A 14,955-nucleotide genomic window follows, 5' to 3' on the forward strand; every position below is an offset into this window, starting at 1 on the left:
GGGATTACTCGTTTTCGTTGAAAGAACAAACGGCGAACACACTGTAGCCCGCATCGCGAATTTTTTGAGAGCCGCCCAGCTCTGGCAAATCAATAATAGTCGCGGTTTCCACTACCTGACCACCGCTGCGCTGGATAAGGTTGGCCGCGGCTAGCATAGTGCCGCCGGTTGCGATCAAGTCATCCATTAGCAAGATACGATCATCTTTCTGAAAAGCATCTGCATGTAGCTCAACTTCAGAATGGCCATATTCCAGCGTATAAGTCTCGCTAATAGTCTTAAACGGCAGCTTGCCCTTCTTACGCACCGGCACAAAGCTACACCCCAACTCGTAAGCCAGTGGCGCGCCGATAATGAAACCGCGGGCATCAATAGCCGCGATGGCATCCAGGTTCATTTCTTGATAGCGGTGTACGAAGCTATCGATCAACTTGCGAAAGGCAGCGCTATTTTGCAGCAAAGGAGTAATGTCACGAAAATTCACGCCCTGCTCAGGCCAATCGGGAACCGTGCGAATAACGGACTTAATATAGTCGCCGTAGATGCTCATCGCGTCTCTCATTGGATAGTAAAAAAGTTAAGGGGCAAGCGCCCGCTCAAATTAAGAATAGGTATCTTGTTGCAAACAGCAGCGACAAAATAATGACGGCCGGATTTAAGTCACTAAAACGGCCCGAAAGCGTCTTAATTGCCACATAGCTGATAAAGCCTAGCGCAATCCCTTCTGCAATTGAGAACGTCAATGGCATTGCCAGTGCGGCAATCAACACAGGAGCACCATCTGTGGGGTCTTCCCAGTTAGCGTGCGCCAAGCTGCCAGCCATCAATACGGCCACATATAGCAATGCACCGGCCGTGGCATACGCTGGGATAGAGCCTGCCAACGGAGCAAAGAACAGACTAATGAGGAATAAACCGCCAACGATTACCGCCGTTAAACCAGTACGGCCGCCAGATGCAATACCTGCAGTTGATTCAATATAGCTAGTGGTGGTGGAAGTACCCAGCGCAGCACCCGCCATAGAAGCCGTACTGTCGGCCATCATAGCGCGGCCAATGCGCGGCAACTTGCCATCTTTGTCTAACAGTTTACCGCGGTGTGCAACTCCCACTAACGTACCGGACGTATCGAATAAATCCACAAATAGAAAAGCAAAAATGACACTGAGCATCGCCACATCCAGTGCGCCCATCAAATCCATCGCCATAAAGGTAGGCGCAATCGACGGGGGCATCGACATCAGCCCGCCATACTCATTATGGCCAAGGACCATGGCTATCACGGTGATGCCCAAAATACCGATCATAACCGCCCCGGTGACTCTCAAATAGGAGAGCGCGGTAATAACAAAGAAGCCGAACAGTGCATAAATAGCAGGCGGCTGAGAGAGATCTCCCAATGAAACAAAAGTAGCTGGATTAGCGACCACGATACCCGCATTCTTAAGCGCTATCATCGCCAAGAAAAGCCCGATACCGGCGGCAATACCGAGCCGTAACGTCATGGGAATGGAGTTGATAATCCACTCCCGAATTCTAAAAATGCTTAATAAGAAAAAGGTTAAGCCGGAGAAGAAGACAGCCCCCAACGCCGCCTCCCAGGTGTAGCCCATTCCCAGTACCACACCGTAGGTGAAAAAGGCATTTAAACCCATACCTGGCGCCTGGGCGATAGGATAATTAGCCCACAAGCCCATCACAAAACAACCAATCGCCGCGGCCAAGCATGTCGCAACAAATACCGCACCGTAGTCCATGCCTGCTTCAGACAATATGCTCGGGTTAACGAAAATAATGTAGGCCATCGTTAGGAACGTGGTGATCCCAGCGATAACTTCTGTTTTCACATTGGTTTTATGCTCAGTGAGCTTGAAATAGTTATCCAGAAGTTTCATGAATGTTCTTATCCTTAGCGCTAACGCCGCATGGTTAGTATGCGTTCTGGTGCTGAGAAAAGCCGCACATACTACCGAAACGCTCCCCATGATGCGAGCGCCTAAGTATGGCGACCAATATACGCGGAAACAGCCCCGCCGATTATGCCAAGCAATCTTTAGGCCACGAGCTAACCGATCGGTCAATTCTGCAGCCAATAAATAACATTACCGGCGCTGCTGCGCCAATACACGCTCAACGGTTTCAACGATCACCTGGGTTTGCGGATCGATTTCTATGTTCACACTATCCCCAGGCGCTCGATTCTGAAGGGTGGTACGCGACAACGTTTCAGGAATTAAATTCACGCTGAATTCCACGCCCACCCTATCAGCCTGCCGCACATCGCCTATGGTCAAGCTAATACCATCCACCCCGATATAGCCTTTTTCAAACACGAACCGGCCGAGCCTTTCGGGTAAGGAAAACCATAATCGACGGTTATTAGGTGCCTCTTCAATAGCCACTACCTCTGCCATGGCAATAATGTGCCCCGACATGGAATGCCCACCGATCTCATCACCAAAGCGTGCTGCACGCTCTATATTGACGCACTGCCCTGGCGTGATTGCACCAAGATTAGTCAATCTCAACGTTTCACGCATGAGATCAAAGCTAACGCTATTACCGTCGATAGCCGTCACCGTTAAACAGACACCGTTGTGCGCAACAGACGCCCCAATCTCAAGCCCCTCGCGCATGCTGGGCGGCATTTCCACCACATGCACGCGAAAATCATCCAATTCATGCACCGCAATTACTCTGGCGACTCCTTGCACAATGCCAGTAAACATAGGGCTCATTCTCCTAGTGTTGAAAAGTAGTGGTGGAAATTAGTACTGAAAATAAGTGGTGAGAAAAACGTGTGTCTCACAATAGTGGGTAAAGATAACGGAATCACTGACGCCAGCCTACATCTGGCGCCTTATGTTTTAGCGCGCCAAGGTTGCCCCCTTGGTCATCTACCTTTGGCTGTTTATTCTACGCCATTCGCTTTTCTAAAGCCGTTCACAAGCATGGATTTTTACCCAACCGAACACGTTCCAAACCATGCAAACAGGCTTAAAAACCTTAATACCAACCCACTTTAGAAAATAATACTGTTTTAAGCACTTAAACTATAAAATCAGTCCGTTATAATTGACATAGAAACTGTCCATCTCTAGAATTCTGCCGCAAATGTAAAGACGCCGATTTGTACCCAGATTGCGGGCGTCCATCGAGTCACTGACTCGGTGAAGTGCAGCTAAACGGGTGTGTCCAGCGTTGATGGCCACCCATTAGGGTGGCCTTTTTTGTTTCCCATTCGATGTTGGCCCGCCCTATACTGACCCGCCCGGTAGTTGCGCCCCGCTCTCCGTCTTCGGCCTACCGTTAAGGCAGACGCTATGATTGAACTTAGCAACGTCAGTAAAACCTATTTCAGTAATAACAAGGGCAGCGGCTCCAATACCGTCCATGCGCTTAAAGAAGCCAACCTCATCGTTCCTAAAGGCACGATTCACGGCGTCATTGGTCTCTCTGGCGCGGGTAAGTCCACGCTTATTCGCTGCGTCAATCTGCTAGAGCGCCCCACAAGCGGTAGCGTCAAGGTAGATGGCCAGGAAATGACGCGTTTAAGCAACGCAGACCTAAACCGCGCGCGTCATCGCATAGGCATGATTTTTCAACATTTTAATCTACTGACCACGCGCACAGTATTCGATAACGTTTCCCTACCGCTAGAGCTGATGGGCCAAAAACGCCACACCATTCGAGAGCGCGTTATTCCGCTACTGGAAATGGTCGGCTTGGCAGACAAAGCCAATCAGTACCCTGCCCAGCTCTCAGGCGGTCAAAAACAGCGTGTTGCGATTGCCCGGGCACTAGCAAGCAAACCGCAGGTGCTACTGTGCGATGAAGCAACCTCTGCGTTAGACCCGCAAACCACTAGCTCAATATTGGAGCTACTACGCGATATTAATCATCAACTGGGCATCACTATCTTATTGATCACCCACGAGATGGAAGTCGTCAAATCCATTTGTCACCGGGTTAGCCTAATCTCTGACGGCGAACTGGTGGAGGATTCAGAAGTCGGCGATTTCTTTACTGCGCCGCGCACTCAGCTTGGCCGTGAGTTTCTCAATGACTTTCTTCAGCTAACGCCGCCTAAGGAGCTGACTGAAAGGCTTATTGATGCCCCAGGCGAAAATACGTACCCGGTGGTACGCCTGACGTTCTCAGGCGATGCAGTCTCTACGCCACTGATTTCCCGCCTGGCCCGCGAGTGCGGGGTCGATGTCAGCATCCTGCAAGCCAAGGTAGAGTCGATACAGGAACGCACCCTGGGACTGATGATTGCAGAGTTGCTAGGCACACCAGAGCAAACCCAGCAAGCCATGACTTATCTTGAATCTCATCAACTACAGGTAGAGGTACTCGGCCATGTCCAGCGCAATGATTGATCTAATTTTACAGGCGACGCTGGACACCCTTTATATGGTGGCCGTTTCAGGGCTTATTTCTACTCTGGTGGGTCTACCTCTAGGGGTGATGCTCTATGTGACACGCCCACGCCAAATATTAGCGAAGCCAGTGCTCAACCAAGCACTGAGTATTATTACCAACATTGGCCGCTCTATCCCGTTTATTATTTTAATGGTGGCGATCATTCCTTTTACGCGAATGTTAGTGGGCACATCAATTGGCATTAACGCGGCCTCAGTCCCCCTTACCATTGCTGCTATTCCTTTTGTTGCTCGTCTCGTGGAGGCTGCGCTGAACGAAATCTCACCTGGCTTAATTGAAGCTGCCCAGGCCATGGGTGCAACCCCATGGCAAATCATACGCAAAGTGCTGATTCCAGAAGCCCGTGGCGGGATCATGACAGGTCTAACAATCACCGTTGTTACGCTTGTTAGTTACTCTGCCATGGCAGGTGCTGTTGGTGGCGGCGGCCTGGGCGACCTGGGTATTCGCTATGGCTATAACCGTTTCAACCCCACTATCATGTTGATTACAGTGGTAATTCTGGTCGTTATGGTCCAGGGCTTTCAGAGCCTGGGTGACTACCTTGTGCGCAAAAGTGATCGTAAGTAACAGCATCACAGCGCATTAATCCGCTATAACCAAATCGCATTAGACAACGAATTCTTATTGCCGCATCATTGAATAATTACTTGCAACGTTACTGGAGAAACTTCATGCAAAAATTGATTATTGGTAGCCTTACAGCGTTAGCCCTTGCGGTTAACGTCGCTAATGCGGAAACACACAGCATTAAAATGGGCACGGTTGCCGGCCCTGAAACAGAAGTAATGGAAGTCGCGGCGCGTATCGCCAAAGAAGAATATGACCTGGATGTTGAAATCATCGAGTTCACTGATTATGTCACGCCGAATGCTGCCTTGGCCGATGGCAGTTTAGACGCGAACGCCTACCAGCATGAGCCTTATTTGCAGTCGATGGTAAACGACCGTGGCTATGATCTAGCGATTGCCGGCTATACCTTTGTATACCCGATCGGCGCTTATTCGGAAAAATACGACAGCATCGACGACTTACCGGACGGCGCGCAAATCGCATTGCCAAATGATCCCTCTAATGAGGGCCGGGCGCTGATACTGATGCACAACGAGGGCCTGATCACTCTTAACGATCCAGAGTTTCTAGAGTCAACACCTATTGATATCGCTGAAAACCCACGCGACTTTCGTTTCCGCGAAATCGAAGCAGCTCAGCTGCCGCGCGTACTGCCAGATGTCGACATGGCCTTCATCAACAATACATTCGCACAGCCAGCAGGCTTGAGTCTGGATGATGCCTTGATCAAAGAAGGCCCTGAGTCTCCCTACGTCAACCTGATCGCTGTACGCGGCGGTGATGAAGAGCGTGAAGAGATCCGCCAGTTGGTCGACGCTTATCAGCGCGAAGAAGTGATCGAAAAAGCAGAAGAGCTATTCAAGGGTGCAGCGGTGCCAGGTTGGACCGAGTAACGACCAGCGCTCTTTTCGCCAGCTTTTCGCAGCATTAAAACGATGTAATAAGGCCGGCATGAACGTCGACATGAATGTCGATAAGTGCCGGCCTTATGCTCTGCGAAATAAGGCACGGGCTTATTGTGCTAATAGCTTACTGTGCTAACAGTTATGCCCTATCGCTAAGGAAGCCGTATGCAACCCTCAGTCGACTACTCCCTACTCAATCGCCAGCTTGAAGCACTGCTCGATACTCGGGATTGGCTCACTAACAGCGCACAAACCTGCGCTTTCATTCAACAGCAGCTTAGCGGCCTTAATTGGGTCGGTTTTTACCTTCAGCGTCAGCCCAATGTCTTGGGCTTGGGGCCCTTCCAAGGTCAGCCTGCCTGCCACCCGATCCCCTTCAACAAAGGCGTATGCGGTGCGGCCGCTCGCCAGCAAACGACTCAGCGAGTGGAAGACGTACATGCGGTTGCCGACCACATTGCCTGCGACGCCAACTCTCGCTCTGAACTCGTGGTGCCAATCGTAGTGGATGGCCGCCTCTGGGGTGTACTCGATCTGGATAGCCCACTTCATGCGCGGTTTACCCAGCAAGATCAAGCGGGAATCGAAGCCTTGGTAGCAACGTTTATGCACCAAACTGATCTACCCGACCTGATCGAACTTGCCGTATAGCGTCCATACAAAAGCCCCCAGGCAACAATACCTGGGGGGGGCTTTTGACGATAGCTGGTAGGACCAGGCGGATTTGAACCGCCGACCTCCACGATGTCAACGTGGCGCTCTAACCAACTGAGCTATGGTCCTGAAAAAAGATGTTGGCGTAAAGAATGGTAGGACCAGGCGGATTTGAACCGCCGACCTCCACGATGTCAACGTGGCGCTCTAACCAACTGAGCTATGGTCCTATCTCTTTTTCGACAAAAACGTGCCGAGCAACGGATGCGTATCTTACGCGTTTATCACTGAATTGCAAGCTCTTTTACCGCAGCTGGCGAACGTATTCGTAACCTTCAACCTGTAACAGAAAACATTTGTATAACATATATTTATTTATAATATTTATGACGCTAGGCTAGGTACTTAGATATTCCTGATTTTTAATAAAGGTGGTAAACCATGCTGGATATTTTGCTAGGAAGCATAGCCATCGGTTTATTGTTAGCGACACTGATTGCACGCATTGAATTACATTGGTGGTGGATCCGCAGCTTTGAATTTCCACGCCTACAAATTGCTTGCCTGGCACTAATTACTTGTCTTTTTGCCGCTGTATTGGCTGAAGCAGGTACTTGGCGATGGGTAGCGTTGCTTGCTTCAGGTGTCACTTTTTTGGTTCAAGGCTACTACATCTTGCCCTTTACGCCGCTGTGGCCATTACAGGTGAAGAAGGCAAAAAGTAAAGACGAAGATAAAGCGATTACGCTGCTGATCGCCAATGTGTTGACCCCTAATAGGCAAGCGCAATCCTTGATCGATATGATCAAAAAGCATCAGCCTGATATTGTATTAACACTTGAGTCTGACCAGTGGTGGCAAGACCAACTGGATCCAGCGCTAGCAGAGCAATGGCCCAATAGCGTTAAAATCCCGCTAGACAACCTTTACGGTATGCACCTTTACTCGCGCTTGGAGCTTACTGACACCTCTGTTGAGTGGCTGATCCAAGACGACATTCCCTCTATTCATACTCGAGTGACATTAGCTAATGGCGATTCAATTCGCCTATTTGCCGTTCACCCTCGCCCACCAGCGCCCAGCGAAAGTGAAAAATCACTTTGGCGAGACGCTGAGCTGTTGCTGGTAGGAAAAAAGATACACAAAGATCCCCAGCCGACGTTAGTGGCTGGAGACTTGAATGATGTGGCCTGGTCACGCACCACGCGGCTATTCTGTCGCATCAGCGGCATGCTCGACCCTCGCCGGGGACGTGGCTTGTTCAGTACTTTTCATGCCAAGTACCCTGTGTTGCGCTGGCCTCTTGATCACATTTTCGTGACCGAGCACTTCACCCTAGTCGGCATGCAGCGGCTTAACTACTTCGGTTCAGACCACTTCCCTATCTTGGCAACCTTTTGTTATCGCCCCTCGCGCAAAGACGAACATGAAACGCCCGAAGCCAATGCTGAAGAGCGTAGCGAGGCAAGTGAAACGATCCAAGAAGGTAAAATTGAAAAGCAAGAGACCTGATCTCTTTTCCGTGCTACTCAGGGACTCCTCCTTGAGTTAGCACAGCTGGATCTAACAATCGCTCTAACGTTTCTCGATCTAGATCGGTCTTCTCCTCCGCTACGTCAATAATAGGACGCCCTGCCTGATACGCCTCTTTAGCAATTGCTGCAGCGGCGTTATAACCAATCACCCCATTTAATGCCGTTACTAAAATGGGGTTCTTAGCTAGCGGCCCTTTCAGATTTTCTTCACGAACTTTAAAAGTAGCAATTGCGCGATCAGCCAACAGCCGAGCGGTATTACTCATCAAGCTAATAGAGGTAAGGAGGTTGGTAGCCACCAGCGGCAGCATTACATTCAGCTGAAAATTGCCGCTTTGCCCGGCAATTGTAATCGCCGTGTCCATACCAATCACTTGTGCAGCCGCTTGGGCAGCTGACTCAGGAATCACAGGATTGACTTTTCCCGGCATAATCGAACTACCGGGCTGCAATGCTTCAAGCTCAATTTCTCCTAACCCAGCCAATGGCCCAGAGTTCATCCAGCGCAAGTCATTAGCGATTTTCATAACCACACAGGCTAGACCTTTCAATTGCCCTGACAGCTCTACCGCAGCATCTTGGGAAGAAAGACTGGCAAAGAAGCTATCATTAGGCGTGAACATTAACCCCGTCTGCTCACTCAATTCCTGGGCAACCTGCTCAGCAAAACCACTAGGCGCATTAATACCGGTGCCCACGGCGGTTCCGCCCTGCGCTAGTCGGCACAGCCTTTTCATTACACTGTCAAAACGCTCTATGGCTTGATTAATTTGGCTCGACCAAGCGCCCAGCTCTTGATCCATGCGCAGCGGCATAGCATCCATCAAATGGGTACGACCGGTTTTAACCACATGACTAAGTTCGCTGGCACGCTGATCAATAGTGTCACGCAGGTGAACCAGGGCAGGACGTAGGGACTCGTGTAGCGCAATCGCTGCCGAGAGGTGAATCGCCGTCGGGATCACATCATTGCTGGATTGCCCCATATTAACGTGGTCATTCGGCGTCACCTCTACGCCCTCACGGCTAGCCAACGTTGCCAGCACCTCATTAACGTTCATGTTAGTGGAGGTGCCCGATCCGGTTTGAAATACGTCAATAGGAAAGTGATGGTCATGCTTACCCGTCAATACTTCACGGGCCGCTTTTTGGATTGCTTCGCCGCGCTCGCTATCAAGCCCTCCTAACGTCTGGTTGGCGCGTGCAGCCGCTAGTTTGATGCGAGCAACCGCATGAATAAATGCCGGGGGCATAGGCGAATGCGAGACAGGAAAATTATTAATTGCCCGTTGCGTCTGCGCGCCGTAAAGGGCATCTGCCGGCACTTCCAGTTCGCCCATACTGTCGCGTTCCATCCGTGTTGCCATTGCTGTTACTCCTATTAAGGAAAAATAGCGCTACTTCTCTGAGCGCACCGCCGCCCTATCGTCGCTAACGATAACGTTGCTACCTTCAAGTTAGTCGGTTCGGACACTAGGGTAAATGCGATCGCTCGGCCTGTGAGCTATTAGCCGCCATAAGCCAGCCAAGTCATATATCAATAAAAGCAAAAAAGCGTAATGTTGCACTGCACAAAAACAGCTGCTATGCTGCACCGCAAGATAGCTTAAAAAAAGCTCGTTATTCAACAAGCAGCACCCATCACAGGATAGCTGCTTCTGGCAACACGGTTTTTGAAAATACGTTTTTGAAAATAAGGTTTTGAAAACACGGTTTTTGCCAATAATTGATGCAACCCTGGAGGGTATATAAATGCGTACTTTAAATACTAACGAAATGACACAGCAGTTTGATAATATGTTTATAGCACCTGCACGTGCCTATATGGCTTTGAGCGTTGATTACACTGAAAAAATGATCAATGCTCAAATGGACGCTAGCAAAGCCTATTTCGATACGGGTGTTGCCCAGATGCGTCAGGTAATGAACGTTAAAGATGCAGAAGGCCTACGCAGCTATATGGAAAGCCAGCAAAAAGTAGCGAAGGAATTGGCTGAGCGTGCAAAAGGCGATGCAGATAAAGTTGTTTCACTGCAGCAGGATTTTATCCAGAAAAGCCAAAAAATCACTGAAGATAACGTCAAGCAAGCACAAACTGCAGCTAGCAAAATGAGCAAAACAGCTTAATTACTTATTAAGAAAGCAAGCTGGTAAGCATGCAAAAAAAGCCACCGCTGGCCCTGCCAGCGGTGGCTTTTTAGCAAACGTTCTACCAGTTAAGAGCAGATTTTACAAAAGGAATTGTCAGCTTACGCTTGGCCGACAGTGACGCTTTATCAAGTATTTCCACTGCTCGGCATAGCTCGCCTAATTCGCGCGGGCCACGATGCAAAATATAACGTCCAACATCATCGGGTAGTTGCATTCCTCTCACGCTGGCGCGCAACTTTAAGGCTGCCAAGCGTTCATTGTCATCTTCTAAAGGGTGAACATGGAAGGTAACGCCCCAAGTTAAGCGCGACGCTAAGTCAGGCAGCACCACGTTTAATTGGCGTGGCGAAGCACTGGCGGCAATCACCAATTTCTTGCCCGCATCCCTTAATCGGTTAAATGCGTGAAACAGCGCCTCTTCCCAGCGTTTACGCCCAATGACGCACTCTAAATCGTCAATGGCGACAAGGTCCAAGCGCTCGATATCTTCCAGCATTAACGGCGGAAAGTGGCCTAAGTCATTCAGCGGTAAATAAAGTGCGCGCTTGTCAGCGTCTGACGCTGCGTGGCAGGCCGCTTGAAGCAGATGACTACGGCCCACGCCAGGGGCACCCCATAAGTAAATAAACTGCTCCCCCTCAGCGCTTAATTGCTGGGTGATCCGTTCTAACAGCGGTGCATTTGTCCGTGCCACAAAGTAATTATCGAAGGTTGCGTCGTCACGTAGACCTATCCCCAATGGAAGTTGTGCCGGTACTCGGCTCATGATGACTCCCCTAGATCTCTACGACTATGCTCATCCTGACCTAGCTCATCACGGTACGTAGAACCGACTTCAATTATTGTCGTTTGCTTATCGCTATTTTGGTCGTTATACAGGTCACTGTGCTGATAGCGAATTTTTACTTCTTTAAGCAGCACGAGGATCACGGCGGCAACTGGCAGCGCCAGCAACACACCCGTTAATCCAAACAAATTCCCGCCCGCTAGCACAGCAAAAATGACCGCGACCGGGTGTAGGCCAATTTTATCGCCCAGTAATTTTGGCTGCAGAATCACACTCTCGGCCATTTGACCAATACTAAATACCACGATGACCCCTAGCACTGCCCACCAAGTCGCGTATTGGAACAGGGCCACAACAAGTGCAATCGCCAAGCCAACGATAAAGCCTAAGAAAGGTACAATACTCACTAATCCTGATACAAAACCAATCAACAGACCAAAATTAAGCCCCATGAGCGTCAAACCTACCGCATAAATAATTCCTAAACACAACATTACCAACAATTGCCCGCGCAAAAACGATGACAGTACTTCATCGCAGCGGCGTGCTAAGCGAAAAGTATCGTCAGCCCACTGACGCGGTACTAAGTTGGCAATATTATCGAGCAGACGATTCCAGTCCAACAACAAATAAAAGGTGACGACGGGTATCAGCGCAACGTAGGTGATCCAGGATACAAAAGCCATGCCGGAACGGCCAATTTGGCCAAGCGCCTGGGCTAAGTAGCCGCCAGCATCGCGCCAGTTTTCGACCAGCGTCTCACGCGCGTTGGTTAACTCAATGGTCAAATCATAACCTGTCCATACTTCAACCTGGGGAGCGAGTGTATTTTCTACCCAATTAAAAATCCCAGGGATGGCCTCTCCCAGTTGTTTAAGTTGCTGGACGAGCAGTGGAATCAGTATCAGCAAGCTCACCACGAGAACAATTAGTAGTACTAAAAATACGCTACTCACCGCAAGCGGCCGATTCATACCCCAGCGCTGAAACTGGTTGGTTAGCGGGTCGGCTAAATAAGCGAGAATCATCCCGGCAATAAAAGGCATTAGTACCGCGTCTAACAAATAAATTAAACCGCCTATCACCACCAAAAATAGGACACCCCACCAAGAATTACGCATAGTTCTCTCTCAAACGTGGATTTAACCCGGCTATTTTCACTTATCGTTGCTGGCTTTCTCATTACTATTGGTTTTACTAATCCCTACTATGCCGGATATAAGCAAAATTCGCTCGTAAGCTTTTCATCATGTTTGACGGCGATGCGGCCTGCGCCGCTGAGTGTTACAATCCGCTTCAGTTATCGCCCAGCACTGGCCATGTCGCCAGCACTATCAGCACCGCTATTTGCTTCACAGGATCTGTCATGACCGAGACCTCCTCTTCTTCGGCTACTCCTTCCCTCAGCTATAAGGACGCAGGCGTCGATATTGATGCCGGTAACGCCCTGGTTGACCGCATTAAACACGTTGCCAAACGCACGACTCGCCCGGAAGTAATGGGCGGACTTGGCGGATTCGGTGCACTATGTGAAATACCGGCGGGCTATCGGCAACCCGTCCTTGTCTCGGGTACCGATGGCGTCGGCACCAAGCTGCGTCTCGCGATGGATCTGGGTAAGCACGACACGATTGGTATTGATTTAGTCGCTATGTGTGTCAACGACTTGATCGTGGCCGGCGCCGAACCGCTGCTGTTTCTTGACTACTATGCCACGGGTAAGCTCGATGTGGATATTGCTGCCGACGTAGTCACCGGCATTGGCGCAGGTTGTGAACTGGCTGGCTGCGCCCTAGTAGGTGGCGAAACCGCAGAAATGCCGGGTATGTACGAAGGCAGCGACTATGATTTAGCAGGGTTCTGCGTTGGAGTCGTTGAAAAAGCAGATATTTTAGATGGCAGCAAAGTAGCCGAAGGTGACGTAATACTGGGGCTTGCATCATCGGGACCGCACTCGAACGGCTATTCGTTGATTCGTAAAATTCTCGAGGTCAGCAATGCCTCTCTGGAGACGGATATTGCCGGCAAGACCCTTGGTGATGCACTCATGGCGCCTACTCGGATCTATGTCAAATCACTGCTCTCCTTAATGCGCGGAAGCGATATTACCGTACACGCGCTATCGCATATTACCGGTGGGGGCTTGCTTGAAAATATACCCCGCGTACTGCCGGATGATCTCGCTGCCCATATTGATATTAGCAGCTGGCAGCGACCTGCCGTGTTTGATTGGTTACAAACCCATGGCAATGTCAATGAAACCGAAATGCACCGCGTGCTTAACTGCGGTATTGGCATGGTGGTGGTGGTGCCGCAACATCAAGCTGAGCAGGCAATGGCTCACCTGGAAGCAGAAGGCGAATCTGTTTACCGCCTTGGCCAGATCATCAAGCGCCAAGAGGAATCCGTTATTTTGGAGAACCTCCCGGCATGACCAATACGGACTACCAAAGCGATACTATTAAGGACGTGACGCCAGAGCCTCTCGGTGCACGTCGCATCGTGGTGCTTGTTTCAGGTAACGGCAGTAATCTACAAGCGCTAATTGATGCCCAGTCACATGACCGTTTAGGCGGCGGTGAAATTGTCGCAGTTATCTCCAATGTCGTTGATGCCTACGGATTAAAGCGCGCCCACGAAGCAGGCATTGAGGCAGTAGCCTTACCCCATAACGAGTATGATAGCCGCGAAGCCTATGATGGTGCACTGATCAAGGTCATCGAACGTCATGAACCAGACCTTATTGTCCTGGCAGGCTTTATGCGTATTTTGACGCCTCGCTTTGTGCAGCGCTTCTTGGGTCGCATGCTGAATATCCACCCTTCTCTGCTACCGGAGTATCAGGGGCTAAATACGCACGCCCGTGCTCTGGCAGCGGGAGTCACAAGTCACGGTTGCAGCGTCCACTTTGTAACGGAAGAGTTGGATGGCGGCCCAGTAGTGCTGCAAGCTGAGCTGCAGGTCAGCCCTGACGACACAGTGGAAACACTGCAAGAAAAAGTTCGCTCTCGCGAACACCTGATCTATCCGATTGCTGTGCAATGGTTTTTAGAAGGAAGGCTGCAGTTTAGCGCCGAAGGCGCGAAGATGGACGGCCATTTGCTGCCTGAATATGGAATGCGCCTTTCTCACGCCGATGCCGCTGAAGAGCTTGACGAAGATCTGGATGACGAACTTCAAGATTAACAGCACTTTATAAGTAACTATGACAGTCTGAAGCAAAAAAGCCTGACGGTGTTTACAATACCGTCAGGCTTTTTCAATTGACCGCAACCTCAGCTGACCTCAATCTCAGTTGATCTCAATTAAGTACAAGCAGCTAATGGCTTAGGTACGCGGCAAAGTGACACCGCGCTGCCCCATGTACTTTCCACCTCGGTCTTTATACGAGGTTTCGCACACTTCATCGGATTCTAAAAACAGCATTTGCGCGACGCCTTCATGGGCATAGATTTTCGCGGGCAGATTGGTGGTGTTAGAGAACTCCAATGTCACGTGCCCTTCCCACTCCGGCTCTAGTGGGGTGACATTAACAATAATGCCACAACGAGCGTAGGTGGATTTCCCCAGGCAAATAGTGAGCACGTTACGTGGAATACGAAAGTACTCTACGGTACGCGCCAATGCGAAAGAATTTGGCGGAATGATGCATACATCGCCTTTTATATCGACGAAACTTTTTGCATCAAACGCTTTGGGGTCAACAATCGCCGAGTGAATATTAGTGAAGACTTTGAATTCATCCGAGCAGCGCACGTCGTAGCCATAACTTGAAGTGCCGTAAGAAATAACGCGCTGATCATTCACATAGCGCACTTGCTCGGCTTCAAACGGCTCAATCATTGCGTCGCTTTTAGCCATACGACGAATCCAATTATCAGATTTGATACTCATTTATTTCGTT

15 protein-coding genes and 2 tRNA genes are annotated in these 14,955 nt (G+C 50.0%); 8 read left to right on the forward strand and 9 right to left on the reverse strand.

Features of this window, described 5'->3' with window-relative positions:
• Positions 1-4: 4 nt before the first annotated feature.
• The 3 genes from ACUVOF_RS17090 to ACUVOF_RS17100 form a co-directional block, all read right to left on the reverse strand.
• A complete protein-coding gene (locus ACUVOF_RS17090) occupies positions 5-550 on the reverse strand; it encodes an adenine phosphoribosyltransferase (RefSeq protein ID WP_447045477.1) in 546 nt (181 codons plus the stop codon).
• Positions 551-596: 46 nt separating this feature from the next.
• A complete protein-coding gene (locus ACUVOF_RS17095; RefSeq protein WP_447045478.1) occupies positions 597-1,895 on the reverse strand; it encodes an NCS2 family permease in 1,299 nt (432 codons plus the stop codon).
• Positions 1,896-2,102: 207 nt separating this feature from the next.
• Complete coding sequence (locus ACUVOF_RS17100; protein WP_447045479.1) at positions 2,103-2,729, reverse strand: riboflavin synthase subunit alpha; 627 nt, start codon at positions 2,727-2,729, stop codon at positions 2,103-2,105.
• A gap of 594 nt (positions 2,730-3,323) precedes the next feature.
• On the opposite strand from ACUVOF_RS17100, the gene ACUVOF_RS17105 reads away from it, so the two are divergent.
• From ACUVOF_RS17105 to ACUVOF_RS17120, 4 genes are all read left to right on the forward strand, one after another.
• On the forward strand, positions 3,324-4,382 hold the full coding sequence (locus ACUVOF_RS17105) for a methionine ABC transporter ATP-binding protein (protein ID WP_447045480.1): 1,059 nt from the start codon (positions 3,324-3,326) through the stop codon (positions 4,380-4,382).
• Positions 4,363-5,016 carry a methionine ABC transporter permease gene (locus tag ACUVOF_RS17110; RefSeq protein WP_113269658.1) on the forward strand — a complete coding sequence of 218 codons (654 nt, stop codon included), beginning with the start codon at positions 4,363-4,365 and terminating at the stop codon, positions 5,014-5,016. The genes ACUVOF_RS17105 and ACUVOF_RS17110 overlap by 20 nt, the downstream gene beginning before the upstream one ends.
• 104 nt (positions 5,017-5,120) lie before the next feature.
• Entirely contained in the window at positions 5,121-5,912 is a 792-nt protein-coding gene (locus tag ACUVOF_RS17115) for a MetQ/NlpA family ABC transporter substrate-binding protein (protein ID WP_447045481.1), read from the forward strand.
• Between the two features lie 177 nt (positions 5,913-6,089).
• On the forward strand, positions 6,090-6,575 hold the full coding sequence (locus ACUVOF_RS17120; protein ID WP_447045482.1) for a GAF domain-containing protein: 486 nt from the start codon (positions 6,090-6,092) through the stop codon (positions 6,573-6,575).
• Between the two features lie 55 nt (positions 6,576-6,630).
• Here ACUVOF_RS17120 and ACUVOF_RS17125 read toward each other — a convergent pair.
• Positions 6,631-6,707 (reverse strand) — tRNA-Val (locus ACUVOF_RS17125).
• A gap of 24 nt (positions 6,708-6,731) precedes the next feature.
• Positions 6,732-6,808, reverse strand: a tRNA-Val gene (locus ACUVOF_RS17130).
• 211 nt (positions 6,809-7,019) lie between these two features.
• On the opposite strand from ACUVOF_RS17130, the gene ACUVOF_RS17135 reads away from it, so the two are divergent.
• Positions 7,020-8,090: an endonuclease/exonuclease/phosphatase family protein gene (locus ACUVOF_RS17135; protein WP_447045483.1), complete on the forward strand. Its 1,071-nt coding sequence runs from the start codon at positions 7,020-7,022 to the stop codon at positions 8,088-8,090.
• A gap of 13 nt (positions 8,091-8,103) precedes the next feature.
• Here the strand turns inward: ACUVOF_RS17135 and ACUVOF_RS17140 are convergent, their stop codons facing one another.
• The gene (locus ACUVOF_RS17140) at positions 8,104-9,480 is read right to left on the reverse strand and encodes a class II fumarate hydratase (protein WP_447045484.1); all 1,377 of its coding nucleotides are present in this window, start codon (positions 9,478-9,480) and stop codon (positions 8,104-8,106) included.
• A 385-nt stretch (positions 9,481-9,865) separates the two neighbouring features.
• Here ACUVOF_RS17140 and ACUVOF_RS17145 point away from each other — a divergent pair, with 385 nt between their 5' ends.
• Positions 9,866-10,240, forward strand: a complete 375-nt coding sequence (locus tag ACUVOF_RS17145) for a phasin family protein (protein WP_447045485.1) — start codon at positions 9,866-9,868, stop codon at positions 10,238-10,240.
• Positions 10,241-10,322: 82 nt separating this feature from the next.
• On the opposite strand, the gene hda is transcribed toward ACUVOF_RS17145, so the two are convergent.
• On the reverse strand, positions 10,323-11,030 hold the full coding sequence (gene hda, locus ACUVOF_RS17150; protein ID WP_447045486.1) for a DnaA regulatory inactivator Hda: 708 nt from the start codon (positions 11,028-11,030) through the stop codon (positions 10,323-10,325).
• On the reverse strand, positions 11,027-12,172 hold the full coding sequence (locus ACUVOF_RS17155) for an AI-2E family transporter (RefSeq protein WP_447045487.1): 1,146 nt from the start codon (positions 12,170-12,172) through the stop codon (positions 11,027-11,029). The genes hda and ACUVOF_RS17155 overlap by 4 nt, the downstream gene beginning before the upstream one ends.
• Before the next feature lie 245 nt (positions 12,173-12,417).
• Here ACUVOF_RS17155 and purM point away from each other — a divergent pair, with 245 nt between their 5' ends.
• Both purM and purN read left to right on the forward strand, forming a co-directional pair.
• Entirely contained in the window at positions 12,418-13,485 is a 1,068-nt protein-coding gene (purM, locus tag ACUVOF_RS17160; protein WP_447045488.1) for a phosphoribosylformylglycinamidine cyclo-ligase, read from the forward strand.
• Entirely contained in the window at positions 13,482-14,237 is a 756-nt protein-coding gene (purN, locus tag ACUVOF_RS17165; RefSeq protein ID WP_113269651.1) for a phosphoribosylglycinamide formyltransferase, read from the forward strand. The genes purM and purN overlap by 4 nt, the downstream gene beginning before the upstream one ends.
• A 141-nt stretch (positions 14,238-14,378) precedes the next feature.
• Here the strand turns inward: purN and dcd are convergent, their stop codons facing one another.
• On the reverse strand, positions 14,379-14,945 hold the full coding sequence (gene dcd, locus ACUVOF_RS17170; RefSeq protein ID WP_035579668.1) for a dCTP deaminase: 567 nt from the start codon (positions 14,943-14,945) through the stop codon (positions 14,379-14,381).
• Positions 14,946-14,955 lie beyond the last annotated feature (10 nt).

The sequence above is a fragment of the Vreelandella sp. H-I2 genome (assembly GCF_052959335.1).

Coding starts and splice junctions, on each gene's coding strand:
- ACUVOF_RS17140 (WP_447045484.1), bottom strand. CDS start 9,480: ATGGCAACACGGATGGAACGCGACAGTATGGGCGAACTGGAAGTGCCG.
- purN (WP_113269651.1), top strand. CDS start 13,482: ATGACCAATACGGACTACCAAAGCGATACTATTAAGGACGTGACGCCA.
- ACUVOF_RS17100 (WP_447045479.1), bottom strand. CDS start 2,729: ATGTTTACTGGCATTGTGCAAGGAGTCGCCAGAGTAATTGCGGTGCAT.
- ACUVOF_RS17145 (WP_447045485.1), top strand. CDS start 9,866: ATGCGTACTTTAAATACTAACGAAATGACACAGCAGTTTGATAATATG.
- purM (WP_447045488.1), top strand. CDS start 12,418: ATGACCGAGACCTCCTCTTCTTCGGCTACTCCTTCCCTCAGCTATAAG.
- ACUVOF_RS17155 (WP_447045487.1), bottom strand. CDS start 12,172: ATGCGTAATTCTTGGTGGGGTGTCCTATTTTTGGTGGTGATAGGCGGT.
- ACUVOF_RS17110 (WP_113269658.1), top strand. CDS start 4,363: ATGTCCAGCGCAATGATTGATCTAATTTTACAGGCGACGCTGGACACC.
- ACUVOF_RS17095 (WP_447045478.1), bottom strand. CDS start 1,895: ATGAAACTTCTGGATAACTATTTCAAGCTCACTGAGCATAAAACCAAT.
- ACUVOF_RS17135 (WP_447045483.1), top strand. CDS start 7,020: ATGCTGGATATTTTGCTAGGAAGCATAGCCATCGGTTTATTGTTAGCG.
- ACUVOF_RS17090 (WP_447045477.1), bottom strand. CDS start 550: ATGAGCATCTACGGCGACTATATTAAGTCCGTTATTCGCACGGTTCCC.
- hda (WP_447045486.1), bottom strand. CDS start 11,030: ATGAGCCGAGTACCGGCACAACTTCCATTGGGGATAGGTCTACGTGAC.
- ACUVOF_RS17105 (WP_447045480.1), top strand. CDS start 3,324: ATGATTGAACTTAGCAACGTCAGTAAAACCTATTTCAGTAATAACAAG.
- dcd (WP_035579668.1), bottom strand. CDS start 14,945: ATGAGTATCAAATCTGATAATTGGATTCGTCGTATGGCTAAAAGCGAC.
- ACUVOF_RS17120 (WP_447045482.1), top strand. CDS start 6,090: ATGCAACCCTCAGTCGACTACTCCCTACTCAATCGCCAGCTTGAAGCA.
- ACUVOF_RS17115 (WP_447045481.1), top strand. CDS start 5,121: ATGCAAAAATTGATTATTGGTAGCCTTACAGCGTTAGCCCTTGCGGTT.